Source organism: Streptomyces sp. NPDC090022 (genome assembly GCF_044748145.1).
Lineage (GTDB): Bacteria > Actinomycetota > Actinomycetes > Streptomycetales > Streptomycetaceae > Streptomyces.
On record NZ_JBIVFN010000022.1, the window covers coordinates 43,427 to 61,693 of the forward strand.

General features: G+C 72.1%; 16 protein-coding genes. 7 read left to right on the forward strand and 9 right to left on the reverse strand.

Annotated features, from left to right (window positions below; all coding sequences use genetic code 11):
• Positions 1–22: 22 nt before the first annotated feature.
• From ACIPXB_RS29060 to ACIPXB_RS29095, 8 genes are all read right to left on the reverse strand, one after another.
• A complete protein-coding gene (locus ACIPXB_RS29060) occupies positions 23–1,447 on the reverse strand; it encodes an RtcB family protein (protein ID WP_401454500.1) in 1,425 nt (474 codons plus the stop codon).
• 77 nt (positions 1,448–1,524) lie between these two features.
• Positions 1,525–1,959 carry an archease gene (locus ACIPXB_RS29065; RefSeq protein ID WP_401454613.1) on the reverse strand — a complete coding sequence of 145 codons (435 nt, stop codon included), beginning with the start codon at positions 1,957–1,959 and terminating at the stop codon, positions 1,525–1,527.
• A 36-nt stretch (positions 1,960–1,995) separates the two neighbouring features.
• Positions 1,996–2,502: an HPP family protein gene (locus ACIPXB_RS29070; protein ID WP_401454502.1), complete on the reverse strand. Its 507-nt coding sequence runs from the start codon at positions 2,500–2,502 to the stop codon at positions 1,996–1,998.
• Positions 2,503–2,753: 251 nt separating this feature from the next.
• Complete coding sequence (locus ACIPXB_RS29075; protein ID WP_401454504.1) at positions 2,754–3,860, reverse strand: site-2 protease family protein; 1,107 nt, start codon at positions 3,858–3,860, stop codon at positions 2,754–2,756.
• Positions 3,827–4,624 carry a CBS domain-containing protein gene (locus ACIPXB_RS29080; protein ID WP_401454506.1) on the reverse strand — a complete coding sequence of 266 codons (798 nt, stop codon included), beginning with the start codon at positions 4,622–4,624 and terminating at the stop codon, positions 3,827–3,829. The genes ACIPXB_RS29075 and ACIPXB_RS29080 overlap by 34 nt, the downstream gene beginning before the upstream one ends.
• A gap of 90 nt (positions 4,625–4,714) precedes the next feature.
• Positions 4,715–5,551 (reverse strand): sigma 54 modulation/S30EA ribosomal C-terminal domain-containing protein, encoded by an 837-nt coding sequence (locus tag ACIPXB_RS29085; protein WP_401454507.1) that lies wholly within the window; start codon positions 5,549–5,551, stop codon positions 4,715–4,717.
• A gap of 166 nt (positions 5,552–5,717) precedes the next feature.
• Positions 5,718–6,833, reverse strand: coding sequence for a Vms1/Ankzf1 family peptidyl-tRNA hydrolase (locus ACIPXB_RS29090; protein ID WP_401454509.1), 1,116 nt, complete (start codon positions 6,831–6,833; stop codon positions 5,718–5,720).
• A 419-nt stretch (positions 6,834–7,252) separates the two neighbouring features.
• Complete coding sequence (locus tag ACIPXB_RS29095) at positions 7,253–7,528, reverse strand: isoamylase early set domain-containing protein (protein ID WP_401454511.1); 276 nt, start codon at positions 7,526–7,528, stop codon at positions 7,253–7,255.
• 450 nt (positions 7,529–7,978) lie between these two features.
• Between ACIPXB_RS29095 and ACIPXB_RS29100 the strand changes: the two genes are divergently transcribed.
• Positions 7,979–9,391: an amino acid permease gene (locus tag ACIPXB_RS29100; RefSeq protein ID WP_401454513.1), complete on the forward strand. Its 1,413-nt coding sequence runs from the start codon at positions 7,979–7,981 to the stop codon at positions 9,389–9,391.
• 652 nt (positions 9,392–10,043) lie between these two features.
• On the opposite strand, the gene ACIPXB_RS29105 is transcribed toward ACIPXB_RS29100, so the two are convergent.
• On the reverse strand, positions 10,044–10,508 hold the full coding sequence (locus ACIPXB_RS29105; protein ID WP_401454515.1) for an Hsp20/alpha crystallin family protein: 465 nt from the start codon (positions 10,506–10,508) through the stop codon (positions 10,044–10,046).
• 722 nt (positions 10,509–11,230) lie between these two features.
• On the opposite strand from ACIPXB_RS29105, the gene ACIPXB_RS29110 reads away from it, so the two are divergent.
• The 6 genes from ACIPXB_RS29110 to ACIPXB_RS29135 all read left to right on the forward strand — a co-directional run bounded on the left by ACIPXB_RS29110 (position 11,231) and on the right by ACIPXB_RS29135 (position 18,267).
• Complete coding sequence (locus ACIPXB_RS29110) at positions 11,231–12,109, forward strand: universal stress protein (protein WP_401454517.1); 879 nt, start codon at positions 11,231–11,233, stop codon at positions 12,107–12,109.
• A gap of 455 nt (positions 12,110–12,564) precedes the next feature.
• Entirely contained in the window at positions 12,565–13,926 is a 1,362-nt protein-coding gene (locus tag ACIPXB_RS29115; RefSeq protein WP_401454520.1) for a nicotinate phosphoribosyltransferase, read from the forward strand.
• Between the two features lie 75 nt (positions 13,927–14,001).
• On the forward strand, positions 14,002–14,370 hold the full coding sequence (locus tag ACIPXB_RS29120) for a hypothetical protein (RefSeq protein ID WP_401454521.1): 369 nt from the start codon (positions 14,002–14,004) through the stop codon (positions 14,368–14,370).
• A complete protein-coding gene (acsA, locus tag ACIPXB_RS29125; protein WP_401454523.1) occupies positions 14,367–16,163 on the forward strand; it encodes an acetate--CoA ligase in 1,797 nt (598 codons plus the stop codon). Before ACIPXB_RS29120 ends, acsA begins: the two co-directional genes overlap by 4 nt.
• A 29-nt stretch (positions 16,164–16,192) precedes the next feature.
• Positions 16,193–17,263, forward strand: a complete 1,071-nt coding sequence (gene pdhA, locus ACIPXB_RS29130; RefSeq protein ID WP_401454525.1) for a pyruvate dehydrogenase (acetyl-transferring) E1 component subunit alpha — start codon at positions 16,193–16,195, stop codon at positions 17,261–17,263.
• Positions 17,260–18,267, forward strand: a complete 1,008-nt coding sequence (locus ACIPXB_RS29135) for an alpha-ketoacid dehydrogenase subunit beta (RefSeq protein WP_401454527.1) — start codon at positions 17,260–17,262, stop codon at positions 18,265–18,267. The genes pdhA and ACIPXB_RS29135 overlap by 4 nt, the downstream gene beginning before the upstream one ends.

Here is an 18,267-nt window from a genome sequence, read left to right on the forward strand (position 1 = left end):
CCCATGGGTGGGCCTTGGTCGTTCATCCCTTGACGACTCCGAGCGGTACCAGGCGGGCGACCAGCCGCGCGAGCCGTCCGGCCTCCGTGGCGGCGGCCACGGCGTCGACGTCTTTGTAGGCATCGGGCGTCTCTTCGGCGAGCGCCCGCCAGGAAGCCGGGCGGACCGCGATGCCGTGGGACTCCAGCTCCCCCTGCAGTTCCTCGCCGCGGACCCGGCGCAGGGCCTGGTGACGGCTCCAGACGCGTCCGGCGCCGTGCGCGGAGGACCAGAAGGCGTCGTTGCCGGCGGTGCCGGCCATCACGTACGAGGCCGTGCCCATGGTGCCGGGCACCAGGACCGGCTGCCCGGCCTCCGCGAGGTCGTCCGGCAGGTCCGGGTGGCCGGGGGGCAGGGCCCGGGTGGCGCCCTTGCGGTGGACGCACAGCCGCCGGGGTACGCCGTCCACGTCGTGGGTCTCGATCTTCGCCATGTTGTGGGAGACGTCGTAGACCAGGTCCAGCTCCGCCCCGGCGGCGACGGCGAAGGCATGACGCGCAGCCTCGGTGAGCAACTGCCGGTTGGCGCGTCCGTAGTTCGCGGCGGCCGCCATCGCCCCGAGATAGGCCCGGCCCGGCACGGAGACGGCGGGAGCGCAAGCCAGCTGCCGGTCCGGCAGGTGGATGCCGTAGGCGCGCAGGGACTGGTCCATCACTTTGACGTGGTCGCTGCACACCTGGTGGCCCAGGCCGCGCGATCCACAGTGGATCATGACGCACACCTGGCCCGGGTGCAGGCCGAAGGCGGCCGCGGTCCGGGCGTCGTAGACGCGGTCCACGGCCTGCACTTCCAGGAAGTGGTTGGCCGACCCCAGGCTGCCCACCTGCCGCAGCCCGCGGTCCACGGCCCGCTGGCCCACCTGTGACGGATCCGCCCCCGCCAGCGTCCCGCCGTCCTCGCAGCGCTCCAGGTCACGGGGAACGCCCCGGTCGTGCTCGACGGCGTAGGCGGCGCCGGCGACCATGAGTTCCTCCAGCTGGGGGCGTCCGGACAGCTTCCACAGCCCGCCGGGCCCCAGGCCGCGCGGGACGGTGTCGCCGAGGATGTCCATCAGGCGCCGCATCCGGGGGGCCAGCGGGTCGCGGTCGATGCCGGCGGCGAGCAGCCGTACGCCGCAGGAGATGTCGAACCCGACGCCGCCGGGCGAGATCACTCCGCCGGCATCGATGTCCGTGGCCGCCACGCCTCCGATCGGGAAGCCGTACCCCCAGTGCACGTCGGGCATGGCGTACGAGGCCCGGACGATACCGGGCAGGGCCGCCACGTTCGCGACCTGTTCGAGCGCCTTGTCCCCGGCCGCCTGCGGCAGGAGCTCCCGGGTCGCGAAGACGACGCCGGGGACGCGCATCGGGTCCTGCCGCTCGATGCGGAACCGGAACGGTGTCTCCTGCACCAAGGTGATGTCCATGCCCGTCATCCCTCTCCGGGCCCCATGCCTTCCAGTAGATGCCGGCTGAGGCGGCGCGGCGACACCGTCACGACGAGTCACACGTCGAGAGTCACCGAGCACGTCCAGCCCTCCGGCCCGCGGACCATGGCCAGATCGTGCAGCGTGACCGCCTTCGGCGCGGCGCCCGTCACCGGGAGGGATCCGGCCTCGGCCATGTGCAGGAGGGCGCGCACGCCGCCGTCGACCGGGGTCAGCTCCACGTCGACGGGGACCTCGCCCTCGGTGTCGAGCCGGTACACGACCTCCTCCAGGAGCGAGACCAGCAGGTCCTCGTCCCGGTCCGCCCGCAGCACGATGTCCCTCGGGTGTGTTCCGACGGCCCCCGTCATGTCGAGGAACGACGCGCAGACCCCCCGTACGGCCTGTGCGAGGCACTCCTCCCGGGTGGGGGCCCATGCCTCCACCCGCAGGTCGGCCGTGTGCGGTACACCGCGATACCCGCTGCGTCCGGCTGCGGCGTCCGGTCTCATCACGCCCCTGCCCCGCTCACGCGTCACGTCCGGCGGTCAGGGAACCGCCGTGCCACGGTAGTCCCGCCGGGGCGGCAGCCCGGGCAGCGTCGTGGGGGCCTGTGGCCGCCGGTCAGCAGGCCCCTCCCGCACCGGATGGCCGACGAGGGCCGCGACGATGTCGGTCGCGGTCAGCACCCCGGCGAGACGCCCGTCACCGGCCAGCACCGGAAGCGCGTCGGCTTCTGTGTACGCCATGAGGTCGACCGCGTGGCGTACGCTCTGCTCCGCGTGGACGAGCGCCCGCCCGTGACCTCGAAGAAGGTCGCCCACCCGCACGGCGGACAGCGAAACGGCAGGCGCCGCACAGGCGACCGCCACATCAGCCCTGTCCAGCAGGCCGGCGCAGCGACCGTCCGGATGCACGACCGGAAGGTGGCGGGACCCCGATCGCTGCAGCAGTTCCCATGCCACGAGCACGGTTTCGCCGATGTCGACGGTGACCGGGGCGGGGCGCATCACGGCCGCGACCGTACGCGCCAGGACTTCCCGCTGCTCTTCCATGATGGCCTCCTCGGTCTCATGAGCCGGACCGCACGGACCACACGGACCGACGCGACCGGACGGCCCCCGGCCTGGCGGGCGAACCCGGGCCGGTCGTCCCTCCCGGGTTCCAGAATGGCGCGATCCGGCGGCGGACGCCCCGCTTACAGGATCGGCGCTTCACGCTCCATCGGCAGGAGGGAGGGCGCGTTGCGGGTCGAGCTGCCAAGCGGGGGTGACCCGCAGGCCCTCGGTGCACGGTCGTGGGGCACCTATGCGCCCCGCCGGTCGCCGCGCCCGCGCGCAGTGGTCGTCATCAGCCATGTGACCGTACGGCTGACGTCCGACGCGGAGACGATGCCCACCAGTCTGTCCTCGTCGAGCACCAGGACGCGGTGCTCGGGGCCCGGCTCGATGCGGGGCAGCAGGTCGGCCAGGGAATCGTCCGCGCCGACGACCGTGACCTGCGACAGCGGCAGCATGATCTGCTCCACCGTCACGGCGTGCCGCCGCTCCTCCGGCACCTTCCTGGCCGCTTCCAGAGTGATGAGGCCGACGAGCGCGGAGCCGTCGCCGGTCACCGGGAACGCCGAATGGCGATACCGGTACCGCGGGCCGGCCAGGAAGTCGGCGACCGTGAGGCCGACGGGGGCCGTCACCGGGTCCGGTGTCATGGCGTGCCGTACCGGAATCCCGGTGAGCAGGCCGCGCAGGTGTGCCTGCTGTCCCTCCACGGTGGCGGCGGTGGCCAGGAACCAGCCGATCATGGCCAGCCACAGTCCGCCGGCCACGTCTCCCCGCGCGAACAGCAGCAGGCCCACCACCATCAGGAACCAGCCGAAGGCGCGTCCGGCGGCGGTCGCCCCCTCGGTCGCGCGCAGCCGGTCTCCGGTACGCCACCACAGCAAGGCGCGCAACAGTCGCCCGCCGTCCAGCGGGGCGGCCGGAATGACGTTGAACACCGCCAGCAGGATGTTGATCGCAGCGAGCCAGGCCAGCACCTCGACGGCCAGTCCTGGCGCGGACGCCATGTCGAGCAGCCACGCGGCGAGTGCGAAGAACGCTCCCAGAACGAGGCTGACCAGAGGGCCGACGCCCGCGATCCGCAGCTCCGCCGCCGGGGTCGGCGCCTCCGCCTTGAGCCGGGCCGCGCCGCCGAGCAGCCAGAGGACGATGTCGTCGACCTCTACCCCGTTGCGCCGGGCGAGGACCGCGTGCGCCAGCTCGTGCGCGAGCAGCGAGGCGAAGAAGACAACGGCGGCCAGGAGCCCGACCGCCCCATACACCGGCCAGACGTGGCCCGGATACGCCTCGGGCAGGCGGCCTTCTGCGAGCCCGACGACGATCACGGCGAAGATGAGCAGAACGCTCCAGTGCACTCCGATCCGGACCCCTGCGATGCGCCCCAGAATGAACGTCGGCCGCATGGTGCACTCCCCACGTCAGATGTGTGACGACCCCACGATCGCCCGCGCGAGCTGTCGCCCCGAACCGGCGACGGCGCAGCCCGACGGCGCTCGGGAGGAGGCGTCGAGACCGACCGCCGGAGCAACATCCCTTCAACCAGCGGGCGCGCGCAGCGGTCCCATACGGTCAGCTCGTCGACGACATCGGTGACCGGCTCGAGTCCTTTCACCTCGGCGAGCAGCCGCGCTGCTTCGTCACCCGTCACGTCGCCACGGAGGCGGGCCACCCCCTCCCGGACTGTGACCTCCACCGTGTCGGCGGCCTCGGGAAACGCCTGCCCGATGCGCCCCCGCACGCCCTGAAGGACGGACGCGTCGTCCCGGAGCAGGGCGTCCAGCAGGGCGTTGCGGTGGACGGTGCCCACGAGCCGCCCGTCCGGCTTCGCCACGGGAACGCGCTTGAGACGGGCCAGGGGCACCAGCCAGGCGGCCTCAGAGACGGTGGTGTCCGGCTGGACGGTGATGGCGGGACTGGTCATGAGGGTCTCGGCCCTCTCGTCACCGGGCTCGGCCGTCGGCCCGGTTTCCCGCACTCTGCTCGCGGCGCCGGGGCGATGTGTCCGTGCGGCGGACAGGGTCGCGAGTGCGCCGAGATGACGCATGAGGGCGTCCAGCCGCTGCGGTTCGTCGGGCTGGCCGCCAGGCGTGCGGGGGCGCGGCTCGGCGGGCTTCGGCACCCGCTGCGAACGTCTCACGCTCGTTCATGGCGGTGTCTCCAGATGGGGTCGTTCCGTGCCTGCCCGGCACGGCCGCGCGGCTCGTCCGGCTCAGGTGGCTGTGGGTGACGGCTCGTGGGCGGTGGGGGCGATGGGGGTGATGAGGCCGTAGTGGCCGTCGTAGCGGTGGTAGAGGACGTTTCCGCGGCCGCTGTCGGCGTCGGCGAAGAACACGAACGGCCAGCCGGTGATGTCCAGGCGTTCCTTCGCCTCCGCGACGGTCATGCGGGGGGCGGCGGCGGGGCTGACGGTCAGCGGCACGGCCACCGGGCCGATCAGGTCCGGGCGCGGATTCACCTGCGCCAGCCGGTATCCCTCCGGGGCCGAGCGGTACAGGACGCTGTCCTCGCCCGATCCGGCGTCGGTGAACAGCTGGAAGCCGTAGTCCAGCCTCTCCAGGTCGTCGGCCGCCTCGTCGGGAGATTCGAAGGCGAGGGCGAACGCCTTGTGCCGGACGACCTCCCGTTCCCCGACCGGGCGTGGGAAATAGCCGGGGCGGTGGGTGGGCTCATCGCCGTGCCGCCACTCGTGGGCGGCGCCCGGCGGATGCGTCCGGCCGCGCCGGGCCTCCCAGTGCTCCGCCATGCGGGCGAGTGTGGCTTCGAGCCGGTCCCGGAGGAGATCAGCCGCTTCCCTGGCGCTGACGCCCGCCACGTGTGCGCGGGCAGGCCTGCCGTTGACGTCCAGATTGGCCTGGGCCACTACGGGGCGCTCCATCGCCGGGTTCGCGAACCGGGTCAGCTTCGCCCGGGCGAAGAGCACGGGCCCCGGTGCCTGACCGAGCACGGCCCGCACCTTGTCCCGGGCGTAGGCGGTGTCCTCTGCGGACACACCACCCCGGGTCTCCACCTGTACGTCCACCAGGGGTTGTGATGGCGTTCGTTTCATGATCGCCTCCGCTGCGAGAAGGGGTTGGCGGGGCCGGTCCGCGTCCTGGGTCTCGTGAGCGAGCCGGAGTCGGTGGGCCGGCCTCGGGCCCGGCAGGGGCCGCGGGCCGTTCCGGCGGGTGGGGGCATCCCCACGTCGCAGACCTTTCGATCCCGCCGAGCGGCTGTCATGCGCTCCGGCACAGCGCCCCGATGCCGTGGCCCGGAGCGCCGTCGGAACCGGGACGCAGGACGCGTACGTCCGCCCCGGACAGCACGGCCGACCGGACCGCCACATCGGCCAGCGGGCCGCGGATCACGGGGCCGGCGGTGCGGGAGGGCGTGGGGCGACGGTCCGACACGTCGGAAGCGGCCGAGCCGAACCACGCCGTGCGCGGGTCGTCCGGCTCGTCGACGAGCACGAGCGTCTCCACGCGGCCCTGGGAGAGCGCGCCCAGCGTGGAGTGCACGCCCTCGACGGCCCGCCCTCCTGGAGACCGCTCCTCGGAGAACCGCCGCAGCAGTTCCCTCGTCTGCTCCTCCGCCGCACGATGGGTCTCGGCCTCGATCTGCTCCTGCCGGATCCGGGCGGATCCGTCCGGTGTGCGTCCGCCGCTCACCTGGCGCACGGAGACCTGCCGCCGGACGCGGTCGGGAAGGTGCTTGGTGAGGAGCTGGAGCGCCCGCACGTCCCCGGCGAGCAGTACCAGACGGGCGGAGACCCGCGACACCGCACGGGTCAGGGCCTCTGCCACACGTACCGCGTTGTGCTCCCAGGAGTCCTCCGCCCTCCGCTGGAAACGGCCCTGGGACATTCCGCCGGGCGCGTTGCGCTCGATCTCGTCGTCGGGGCCGGTCACGGTACGCCGTACCGGCTCGGAGTCTCCTCTCGGGTACGCCTCCAGATCGGCACCGGTGCGGTCGACCACGGCGAGGACGCGGGCCGGGTGCTCCTGGCGCCATTCGAGCAGCGGCGCCAGATGCGGCAGGGGTGCGTGGATGCCGATGTCGGCGTCCCGGCCACCGGACAGAATCGTGGAGTAGCGGAGCTCGCCGTCGGCCGCGAAGGCCGCGAGCGTCCCGGTTCCGGGGAGCGTCTCGTCGACACTCCGTGTCAGTACGGCGATGGTGTCATCGTCGGCACCGAGGTCCGACAGCCGGCGGGCAAGCGCGCGCCAGCGCAGCCTGGCGTCGTCCTCCCGCTGAGGACGCGGCTCGAGCCGCAGATAGACCGAGGTCGTCGGCCCCCGGGTCTCGCACAGACTCCTCAGGGTGTCGTCGCTGACCGACGTCGTGGTTCCCATGACGCGCTCCCATGGTCGGCGGGCCCGGTGCCGCCGGTTCCCGACGCCGGGCTCCTTGGGCTGTGATCGTTGTGCGTTCTTGGTCGGGGCCACCCCGTCCCTCACCGGAAGCCGATCCTCTGGAAGGGGCGCCCCGGGGAGGCGGCGCCACGGCTGGGGGCCGTCCCCTCGACCAGTCTTCTCCTGCGGGGCAGGTCGCCGCTGGGGCCGAACGGTCCACAGCCGGGACGAACAGGCCCACGGGTCATTGCCCGCCGGGCTGCGCGGCAACCGGACAATCTGGACACCTCAGGGCCGGCGCTTCGGGCAGCGCTCGCGGAGGGCGTGTCCTGTTCGGGTGCAACCCGACAGAGGTGGAGAGCCTCACCGGCCGGGCCGTCAGAGGCTTCGACGACGCCCGAGCCCTCAGCACGAGCCGATCAGGTGTGCAAGCGGCTGTTCCGGCCGTCATGGCCGTCGGCCTGTTCCTCGTCGAACCAGTAGTCACCGGCGGCCAAGTACCGGAACGAATGGATCCGGTTGCCGGGCAACTCCAGAGTGACAGCCCGGGTGCCGTCCTCACGCGCGGAGAGAGGGTGCGCACCGGGGCGCCAGTCGTTGAAATCACCGACCACGCTGACCGGCCCGGGCGGATCGTCGACGGGCAGCACGAACGTGACTTCGGTGCGGTTCTTGCGCTGCTTCCGTTGGAGCACGGAGTGTTCCTTCCTGCGTCCGGTGGGTCCTCCCCCATCCTGATGGGTCCACGCCCCATCTGCGTGACGACGCGTCCGGCATGCGGCCGGATGGCCGTCCCCCCCGACGCGGCAGGAGCCTCGTGCCCGACAGACACCTGGTCACCGCTGCCTCGGAGCGGGCCAGGAAGGTGGTTCGATGTACTTCGACGATGCGGACGGACGACCAGCGGAGCAGGCCAGTCTCTTCCCCGCCGGTGTACCGCCTCGGCGCCCAGGCGAATGCGCGTGCCCGCACCGGTCCCGGGCCTCGCTGCTCCGGTGGATACGGGCACGGGGGTGGGCGCCTGGCCCCCGCCGCTGTCCCGGTGCGGCCACCGGCCGGCCCCACCTCGATACCTTCCGTCCGCGAAGGGCCTGGGGCTCATGATCGGCCGTCAGCGACTGCCGTGCAGGAAGGGGTGAGGTCCAGTGGGCGGACTTGGGACGGGTCGGGGTGTCCTGCGCCGCAAGCCCATCGAACGCATCGAGGAGACCGAGGTCACCGAGGGCCCGCACCTGGCACGGTCCCTGGGCTTGTGGCAGCTCACGGCTCTCGGCCTGGGCGGGATCATCGGCGCGGGCATCTTCGCGCTCGCGGGAGCGGTCGCCCAGGGCACGGCCGGCCCCGCTGTAGTGGTGTCGTTCCTCGTCGCGGGGGCGGCGAGCGCCGCCGCGGCACTTTCGTACGCGGAGTTCGCGGGCCTGATCCCCAAGGCGGGATCGGCGTACACCTACGCGTACGCGGTGCTCGGTGAACTCGTAGGCTGGTTGATCGGCTGGGACCTGCTGCTCGAGTACACGGCGATCGTGGCGGTCGTCGCCATCGGCATCTCCGGATACTTCGGCTTCCTGGTCGGTGAGACGGGCGCCGAACTGCCGGCGTGGATGCTGGGAGCCCCCGGTACGGGTGCCGGCCACCGGGTCGACCTGTTCGCCGCCCTGCTGTGTCTGCTGATCGCGTATCTGCTGAACCTGGGCATCAGGAGCACAGCACGCTTCGAGACCACCGTGGTGGCGTTGAAGATCCTCGTGGTGCTGCTGGTCATCGGCATCGGCGTCTTCCACGTCGACTCCGCGAACTACCACCCGTTCTTCCCCTACGGCGTCGGCGGGGCGTTGACCGGAGCAGCGACCGTCTTCTTCGCCGTGTTCGGATACGACGCCATGAGCACGGCGGCCGAGGAGTCCAAGGACGCCCAACTCCTCATGCCGAAGGCGATCATCTATTCGCTCGCCATTTCGATGGTGCTCTACGTGGCGGCCTGCCTGGTCCTGACGGGCATGCAGGACTACCGGGACATCGACCCGGAGAGCGGCTTCTCGACAGCGTTCAAGTCCGTGGGGCTCAGTGGCTTCGCCGACCTCATCGCGGTCGGCGCGATCATCGGCATCCTCACCGTGATGGTCACGTTCATGCTGGGCGTCACGCGCGTGTGGTTCTCGATGAGCCGCGACGGGCTGTTGCCGAAGTGGTTCGCCAAGACACACCCCACGCGGCACGTGCCCACGCGCGTGACCTGGATCGTCGGAGGCGTGTCGGCGGTCATCGCCGGTCTCCTTCCGATCGCCGCGGCAGCCGAACTCACCAACATCGGCATCCTGCTGGCGTTCGTCGTGGTGTGCGTGGCGGTCGTCGTGCTGCGTCACCGGCAGCCGGATCTGCCGCGCACCTTCCGTACGCCCGGGATGCCGGTGGTACCGGCGATCGGGGTCGTCTTCTCGCTCTGGCTCATCACCTTCCTCCACTGGCAGACCTGGGTGCGCTTCGCCGTCTGGTTCGTGATCGGGCTGGGCGTGTACTTCGGATACTCCTACCGACGGTCCGAACTGGCACGCCGGTAACCAACCCGGTGCGACCGGAGCACCAGGAGGCTGTCCGGTCGCCGGAGGCATCCGCCGGATCCGGACCTCAACTCGCGCCCGTCCTGGAGCCGTCCGTGGCGGTGGGCGGACGGTCGTCGTTCGTAGCCGATTGCCGACTCAGTACGTCGAGGACGACGGACCCGTCCACGGTTTCGCGGCCGACGAGGAGAGCGGCGAGGGCGTCGAGTTCCGCGCGGTGGTCGCGGAGCAGGGTGACGGCGCGTTCGTTCGGAGTAGGGCCGCCGCAAAGCCTCCTCGGCGCCCTCGCCACCGAGGTGGTGCGGGTCGCCCACGGCGTAGCCGACGGGCCCGAGTGCCGATGACAGGCCGAATTCGGCCACCATGCGGCCGGCGATCTGGGTGGCGCCCGCCAGATCGTCGGCCGCGACGCGTGCCAGCCCGGCAGACGGACCCGTGTGAGCACCGGAAAGCTCCTCGATCGGCGTGAACGGCGTCGTTCAGCATCTGCCCTCTACGCCGTCGCGGAGTTCCAGGCCGCCATCAGAACTGACGACGACGGCGTAGATACCGGTCATGGTGCTACCGGCGAATGCGGGACGAGGCGACGGAGTTGAGGTGGGCAGCGCTACAACTCCGTGCACCCCGAACGCGGCATCGGTATGTCCGTACGTCAGCTTGCGGTGATCTCGATGTGCCTCGGCTTGCCGGCCTCGGCCTTGGGAACGGTCACCGTCAGCACTCCGTCGGCCATGGTCGCCGTGACGTCCTCGGCCTTGACGTCGGCGGGCAGCAGCGCCCGGTACTCGAAGTGTCCCGTGCGCCGGGTACTGCGCCGCAGCACGCCCTCACGCTCGCGCTCCTTGTACTCCCCGGTGATGCGCAGCTCCCGATCGCCGATCTCGACGTCGATGTCCTCGTTCTTGATCCCGGGGATCTCCGCCTCGACCACGTAGGCGTCGTCCGTCTCGTGCATGTCTGCCAGGGGAGCCCAGGTCCCGGCAGGCGCGGCGGACGCAAGGAGCTGGTTCATCCGCTCGAAGAGCTCGTCGAACTCGGCGGCCATCGGTTCGCCCCAGCTCAGCGCGGGAAACCTCTCAAGAAGCCGGCCTGGCCTGTGGCGTACAGGCAGGGTCATAGCGGTTCACCTCCACGAGACGCCAGGTTCGGGGGTCAATTCCCATGCTCCGCTTCCTTGGCCCGGACGGCGAGTCGTGCAACGGAACCCTTCGTCCCCGCGCCGGCTGTGCGCCCGTGCGTGACGCTTCCTTGCCCTGTGCGGGCAGGACCGCCCGTCGGCCGTAGTCGCTGAACTGCGCAGGTGGGCGTTCTCACCCGGCGGGGGAAAAACGACTGGCTGCGGGCTGTCGGCCGCCGCCTCGGCCAGCCCGGTGCGCATGCGCGCGACAGGTCGGCCATCGCACCGCAGGACGACCCGCTCCTCCTCGTAGGAGACGTCGCAGCACCCGCTGCCTTCCTGCGCCGCCCGCTCCAGGACCTCCCCGTAGCCGCCCCCGACGCTCGGTCGGGGCAGAACCCGCCCCTCCCAGAGGGAAGCCGCGCCATAGGGGTCGGGGGCGAGGGCGGACCGGACACGCGGCGGACCGGACGCGTGCCCTCCTCCGTCGATGCCTACGGCCTCGGCGACTCGGCAGCGGCTCGGAGCGTACTCTCGAACTGGTGGGGGATGCCGGTGCGCGATTCCGGATGGCCCAGCTGCATCCGCGGCCCGACCTTGTCGGCCCGCTGTCCGTGCCACTGACCGTCGGCCAGGCCCCTGCCCCCCGTATGGCCATCACCCATGGCCAAGGGAAGTCTGATTGTGACCGGTTGGCTATGCGTGAGAGGGCGGTGGCCCCGATGGACCCCCCACTGACGGTCGGCCTCGACGGCTCCGACGCCAGCTTCCAGGCGCTTGACTGGGCCGTGGACGAGGCCGCACTGCACAGGCGCTCTCTGCGGGTCGTGTACGCCTCCCGGTGGGAGCGGTATGAGACCCAGGCACCCGACCAGAACCGGTCGGCCGGGCGGCTGGGCGGCCATGACGTCGTGCGCGTCGCCGCCAGGCGCGCCGAGCGGCGGAACCCCGACCTCACGGTGGATACCGAGGTGCTCTCCGACGACCCGGCGCATGCGCTGCTTCGGGAGAGCCGCACCTCCTGGGCCCTGGCCACCGGCTCACGGGGCCGGGGCGAGATCGCAGACCTCCTGCTGGGCTCGGTCAGCCTGTCCGTCGCCGCCCGCGCCCTGTGCCCGGTCATCGTCGTCCGCGGCGACGAGCCCGGCCTCCACGGCACGCACGACCGCGTCCTGCTCGGCGTCGCCGACGACCCCGGGGGGCGGGAGGCCGTACGGTTCGCCTTGCGCGAGGCCGCCGCGCGCGACTGCGAGCTCCACGCGGTCCGTGCCTGGAGATGCCCCGCACACGAGACCGTTGATCACCCTTCACTCGCCGACGGCACATGCGTCTACCACCAGGCACGTGCCGACACCCTGCTCGACGAGGCCCTCACCCGGCCGCTGCGGGAACACCCGTCGGTCCGGCTGCACAGAGCTCTGGTGGAGGGGCCCACGCACAAGATCCTCGTCGAACACACCGCGGAGGCCGACCTCGTGGTCGTCGGCGCACACCGCCATGAGCGCTCCTGGGGCCTGCAACTCGGTCACGTCGCCCACGCCCTGCTGCACCACGCGCTCTGCCCCGTCGCGGTCGTACCGAAGGTCGAGGGGAGCACCTGAGCTTGAGGGCCTCCGGCCGAACCCGCTGGTGAATACCACGCAGCAGCTCGGAGCTGCGCAGCGAAGTGCGCGACGGGCCCGGACGTCCCGCCGAGAGCGCCCCGTGCGACAGGCGGCAACACTACCGAGGAGGCAGTGATGAGCCCGATTACCGGAATCGAGGAGAACGCCCTGCAGTCCTCACGGATCACCCCGCGGCCACATGGGCGTGGACGTCCCGGGTCGGTGAGCCGCAGTGGTCGACACGTTGCGCCACGGCGACCTCCCCGGCGAGGCCCAGGTCGTTGGCGGGGTCCTGGCCACCAGCGGGCCCTGTCCGGCGAGGCCCGCGACGGCTCACTGATCCCGGTGGCGGCAACGGTCCGCACGGTCGCCGGAGGGTTCGCTGGGGCGTGCCTGCCCGCTCACGGAACGGGAAGCCGCGTGCCCAAGAGGCCCGACGCGCAGGAGGAAGCATGTCCAGAGTGACGACCACGGACCTGTACGAGGTCACCATGGCTCTGTCCTATCTCCGCGAGGGAATGCAGGGGCCGGCCACGTTCAGTCTCTTCGTTCGGGATCTGCCCGAGAGCCGTGGGTTCCTGGTGGCGGCCGGGCTGGAGCCCACGCTCGACTTCCTCTCCGCCTTCACGGTCACCCCGGCCGACGTGCGGGACTTCGCCGAAGCACTGCACCGGCGGCCGGACGAGCTCCAGCCGCTCCTCGGACTGCGGTTCGACGGGGAGGTGCGGGCGATACCGGAGGGACGGCTCGTCCTCGCCGGGGAACCCCTGCTGGAGGTGACCGCGCCATTGCCGCAGGCGCAACTGGCGGAGACGTACCTGCTCACGCTGGTCTGCCACCAGACCGCCGTCGCGTCGAAGGCGGCCCGGTGCGTCCTGGCCGCCGCCGAACACCCCGTGATCGACTTCTCGCTGCGCCGCAGCCACGGCCCCGAGGCAGGCAGGGCGTCGGCCCGGCTCAGCGCAATGGTGGGGTTCGCCGGAACCAGCAACGTGGCCGCCGCCGTGCAGTACGGCCTTCCCGCCTCCGGCACGATGGCGCACTCGTACGTCGAGTCCTTCCCCACCGAACTCGATGCGTTCCGGGCCTTCGTCCGGGCCCACCCCGGTCCCGTCACCCTGCTCGTCGACACCTACGACACCGAGCACGGGGTCGAGGCCGCCGCGCAGGTCTTCCACGAACTGGACGACCCGGCCGGCTGCGCGGTCAGGCTCGACAGCGGGGATCTCGACGCCCTCGCCCGGCGCGCCCGCGCCGTGCTCGACGCAGAGGGGCTGCCGGGCGTGCGGATCATCGCGAGCGGCGGCCTGGACGAGTACGCGGTCGACGCCCTCGTCCGGGCCGGGGCACCGATCGACGTGTACGCGGTCGGTACGAAGATGGGCGTGGCCGCCGACGCCCCGTATCTCGACGCGGCGTACAAGCTCGTCGCGTACGACGGCCGCCCGGTGATGAAGCTCTCCTCCGCCAAGGCGACCGCACCCGCCCCCAAGCAGGTCTTCCGCCGGCCGGGCCTCGACGACATCGTCGGCCTGAGCGACGAGGACATCCCCGAGGACGCGGAGCCGCTCCTGCGGACCGTGATGCGCAACGGACGCCGGGTCGGTCCGCACCCCTCCCTGGCATCGGCGCGCACCCGCTTCGAGATGGATCTCGCACAAACGCCGGAGGCGGCACGCAGGATCGACCAGCCCCGGGCGCCGGTCGCCGCCGTATCGCCCCGCCTGGCCGCCCTGACAGACGAGGTGAGGCGACGCATCACCGCCTCGATCGGAAGTGACCTGCCACCCGACACCACAGCGTCCCCGAGCTGATACGCCGACCGCAGTCGGCCTCCGCGAGAGGTATCCCTGAAGGGGATCGCCCTGTTCTCACGGGACCGTCAGAGCGTGCCGACCCGCACTGTCGCTGGCCTCGAAGTCCTTGCTCTGTGGTTCACGCTGGCCGCGGCCGCGCGGCTGGAGGGCTGCCGGCTTGCCGTCCCCGACCGCAGCGGAGGGCATCCCCCGGGCGCCTTCGGTCCGCGGGGCACGGCCGGGGCCGCCTCGGTACGCGACTTCGGCCGGACGCGGAAGGTGCCCGGCCGGGGCTGGGCGGCCTTCGAGAAGCGCCCGCAGCTCGCCCTGCTGGGCACCGACGCCACCGCGGCCCGCTCCCCGTCCCCACCGGCAGCCGGGCCACAGGGCCGACCGGGCCCTGGCCCGGACCCGTTCGGCCCTCCACCGTGCGCCTCCGTCCGCCCGAAGCTGGGTCCGTGACCATCACGAACCAGACGATCCGCAAACGCCACCGGCCCGGAAAGTCTTGGCGGCTGCCGGACTACGAGCACACGCGTGCCACGTTCACGTGGAACGAGGCCCGGTCGTGGTTGGGCGGGCTGCCGGGCGGCGGACTGAACATCGGGTTCGAGGCCGTGGACCGGCACCTCGCGACGGGGCACGGGCAGTGGGAGGCGCTGCGATGCGTGACCGCCGACGACTGCGTCACCCGTGTCACGTACGCGGAGCTCGCCGCGGACACCTCCCGATTCGCAAACCTGCTCGAATCCCTCGGTGTGCCCCGGCAGGCCCGCGTCTTCACTCTGCTGGGCCGGCGGCGCGAGCTGTACACGGCAGTCCTCGGCACACTGCGCGCCGGGCGCGTCCTGTGCCCCCTGTTCTCCGCGTTCGGACCCGAGCCGGTGAGGCAGCGGCTCGCCCTGGGCAACGCGCGGGTGCTCGTCACCACCGAAGCCCTGTACCGGCGCAAGGTCGAGGAGAGCCGGCACCTGCTGCCGCGGCTGGAGCACGTGCTGCTGGTCGGCCCGGTCACGGACCCGCCGCCCGGGACGGTCTCCTTCGACACCCTCATGGCCGGCGCGTCGCCGGCGTTCACGGTGCCGCCCACCGACCCCGAGGACATGGCCCTGCTCCACTTCACCAGTGGGACGACCGGCACTCCGAAGGGCGCGGTGCACGTTCACGAAGCGGTGGTGGCCCACCATGCGACGGCCGCCTTCGCGCTGGACCTCGGCCCCCGGGACGTGTTCTGGTGCACTGCCGACCCGGGCTGGGTGACGGGCACCTCGTACGGGATCATCGCCCCGCTCACCCACGGGGCGACGCTGGTGGTGGACGAGGGCGAGTTCGACGTGCACCGCTGGTACCGGATCCTCGACGGCCAGAAGGTCGCGGTCTGGTACACGGCTCCCACCGCCATCCGCATGCTCATGCGCGCCACACCGCGGGGCGGCGGCCGCGGGCTCCCCGGACCGTACGATCTGTCGGCCCTGCGCTTCGTCGCCAGCGTCGGCGAGCCGCTGAACCCCGAGGCCGTCCTGTGGGGCCAGGAGGTGCTGGGCCTGCCGGTCCACGACAACTGGTGGCAGACCGAGACCGGCGCCATCATGATCGCCAACTTCGCCTCCTGCGACATCCGCCCCGGCTCGATGGGCCGGCCCCTGCCCGGGGTGCACGCCGCGATCCTCGAACGGGGCGAGGACGGGCGGGCGGCCGTCACCGACGGACACGTACGCCCGGTGCCGGAGCCAGACGTGGAGGGCGAGCTGGCGCTGCGGCCGGGCTGGCCGTCCATGTTCCGCGGCTACCTGAACGAACCGGCGCGCTACGCGGCGTGCTTCGCCGACGGCTGGTACCTCACGGGCGACCTTGCCCGGCAGGACGAGGACGGCTGGTTCTGGTTCGTGGGACGGGCGGACGACGTCATCAAGTCGGCCGGGCACCTCATCGGTCCCTTCGAGGTCGAGAGTGCGCTGATGGAGCACCCGGCCGTCGCCGAAGCAGGGGTCATCGGCCGCCCGGACCCGGTTGTCGGGTCCGTCGTCAAGGCGTTCGTGTCCCTGCACCCCGGCCGTGAGCCCGGCACCGCGCTCAAGCGGGAACTGCTGGCGTTCGCCCGACAGCGGCTGGGGCCCGCCGTGGCCCCGCGGGAGATCGAGTTCGACCAGAACCTGCCCAAGACCCGCAGCGGCAAGGTGATGCGCCGACTGCTGCGGGCCCGTGAACTGGGCTTGCCCGAGGGCGACCTGTCCACCCTGGAGAGCCCCGGCTGACGACAAGTCCAGGACGAGAGGGGACGACCATGAGCACGACCGGACATACCGGGAGCCAGGCGGGGGCACCCGCCCGGAAAGGCCGTGGCAGGCGAGCCGCCAAGCCGCCCCCTGCGGACGAGCCCGGCGCCCCCGGCAGCCACGAGCTGGAACTCCTGCGCCAGATGCTCCTGGTACGCCGCTTCGAGGAGCGCTGCGTCGAGCTCTACAGCGCCGCGGAGATCCGCGGCTTCGTCCACCTGTACATCGGGGAGGAGGCCGTCGCCGTAGGGGTCGGCCAGGCCCTGACCGACGGCGACGCCGTGGTGTCGACGTACCGCGAGCACGGCCATGCCCTGGCCCGCGGCGTGCCGGCCGATGCCGTGATGGCCGAGATGTACGGGAAGGCCACCGGGTGCAGCCGCGGCCGCGGCGGCTCGATGCACCTGTTCGACGCCGAGCGGCGGTTCTACGGGGGCAACGCCATCGTGGCGGGCGGACTGCCGTTGGCCGCGGGCCTGGCCCTGGCCGACCGGATGCGCGGCGCCGGACGGGTGACCTGCTGCTTCTTCGGCGACGGCGCCTACGCGGAGGGCGAGTTCCACGAGACCGCCAACCTCGCCGCCCTGTGGCAGCTGCCCCTGCTGCTGGTCTGCGAGAACAACCTGTACGCCATGGGGACCAGTCTGGCGCGGGAACACGCGCAGACGAACCTCGCGATGCGCGCCGCGTCGTACGGTATGCCCGCCTGGACGGTCGACGGCATGGACGTGCTGGCCGTCGAGGCGGCCGCACGGCGGGCGGCGGACTCCGTCCGGGCGGGTGGCGGTCCGCACTTCCTCGAAGCGCGGACGTACCGCTTCCGCGCGCACTCGATGTACGACCCGGACCGCTATCGGAGCAAGGAGGAGATCGCGCAGTGGAAGACGCGTGACCCCCTGGCCGGCCTGGAGGAGCGGATGCGCGCCGAGGGCACCCTCGACGACGTGGTCAGGAAACAGCTGGAGGAGGACGTGACCGCCGCGATCGACGCGTCCGTACGCGCGGCCGAGGCCGCCCCGTACGAACCGGTCACGGACCTGCTGAGGTTCGTGACCAGCACATCCGGGAGCACGACATGAACGCACGTCAGCCGTCCGAGAGCCGCACGCCCACCCGCACGACGTACCGGGAGGCGCTGCGCGAAGGGCTGCGCCAGGCACTGCGCGCCGACGACCGGGTCTTCCTCATGGGCGAGGACGTCGGCCGGTACGGCGGCTGCTTCGGCGTGAGCCTCGGACTGCTGGAGGAGTTCGGGCCCGACCGGATCCGCGACACGCCGCTGTCGGAGTCCGCCTTCGTCGGAGCCGGCATCGGTGCCGCGCTGGGCGGGATGCGGCCGGTCGTCGAGATCATGACCGTCAACTTCAGCCTGCTGGCGCTCGACCAGATCATGAACAACGCGGCCACTCTGCTGCACATGTCCGGCGGACAGCTGAACGTGCCGATCGTGATCCGGATGACCACCGGGGCCGGGCGCCAGCTCGCCGCCCAGCACTCCCACAGTCTGGAGGGGTGGTACGCGCACATCCCCGGCATCCGCGTGCTCGCCCCGGCGACCGTCGACGACGCCCGGCACATGCTCGCCGCCGCCCTCGCGGACCCCGACCCGGTGCTGCTCTTCGAGCACGGCAGCCTCTACAACGAGGAGGGCGTACTGGACGGCACCATCGACTCCGTCGGGCTGGACTCCGCGGCCGTGCACCGGCCGGGTACGGACGTCTCGGTCATCACGTACGGAGGTTCCCTCCCCAAGGCGACGGCCGCCGCAGAGACCCTGGCGGCGGACGGCATCAGCGCGGAGGTCGTGGACCTGCGGTCGCTGCGCCCCCTGGACGACGCCACGATCGCCGAGTCGGTCGCCCGTACGCACCGGGCCGTGATCGTGGACGAGGGCTGGCGCAGCGGCAGCCTCTCCGCGGAGATCACGGCGCGCATCACGGAACGGTCCTTCTACGAACTCGACGCCCCGGTCCAGCGCGTGTGCAGCCAGGAAGTGCCCATCCCCTACGCGCGGCAGCTCGAGGAGGCCGCCCTGCCCCAGTCGGCGTCCATCGTGGCCGCCGTCCGGCAGGCGGTGGCCTGA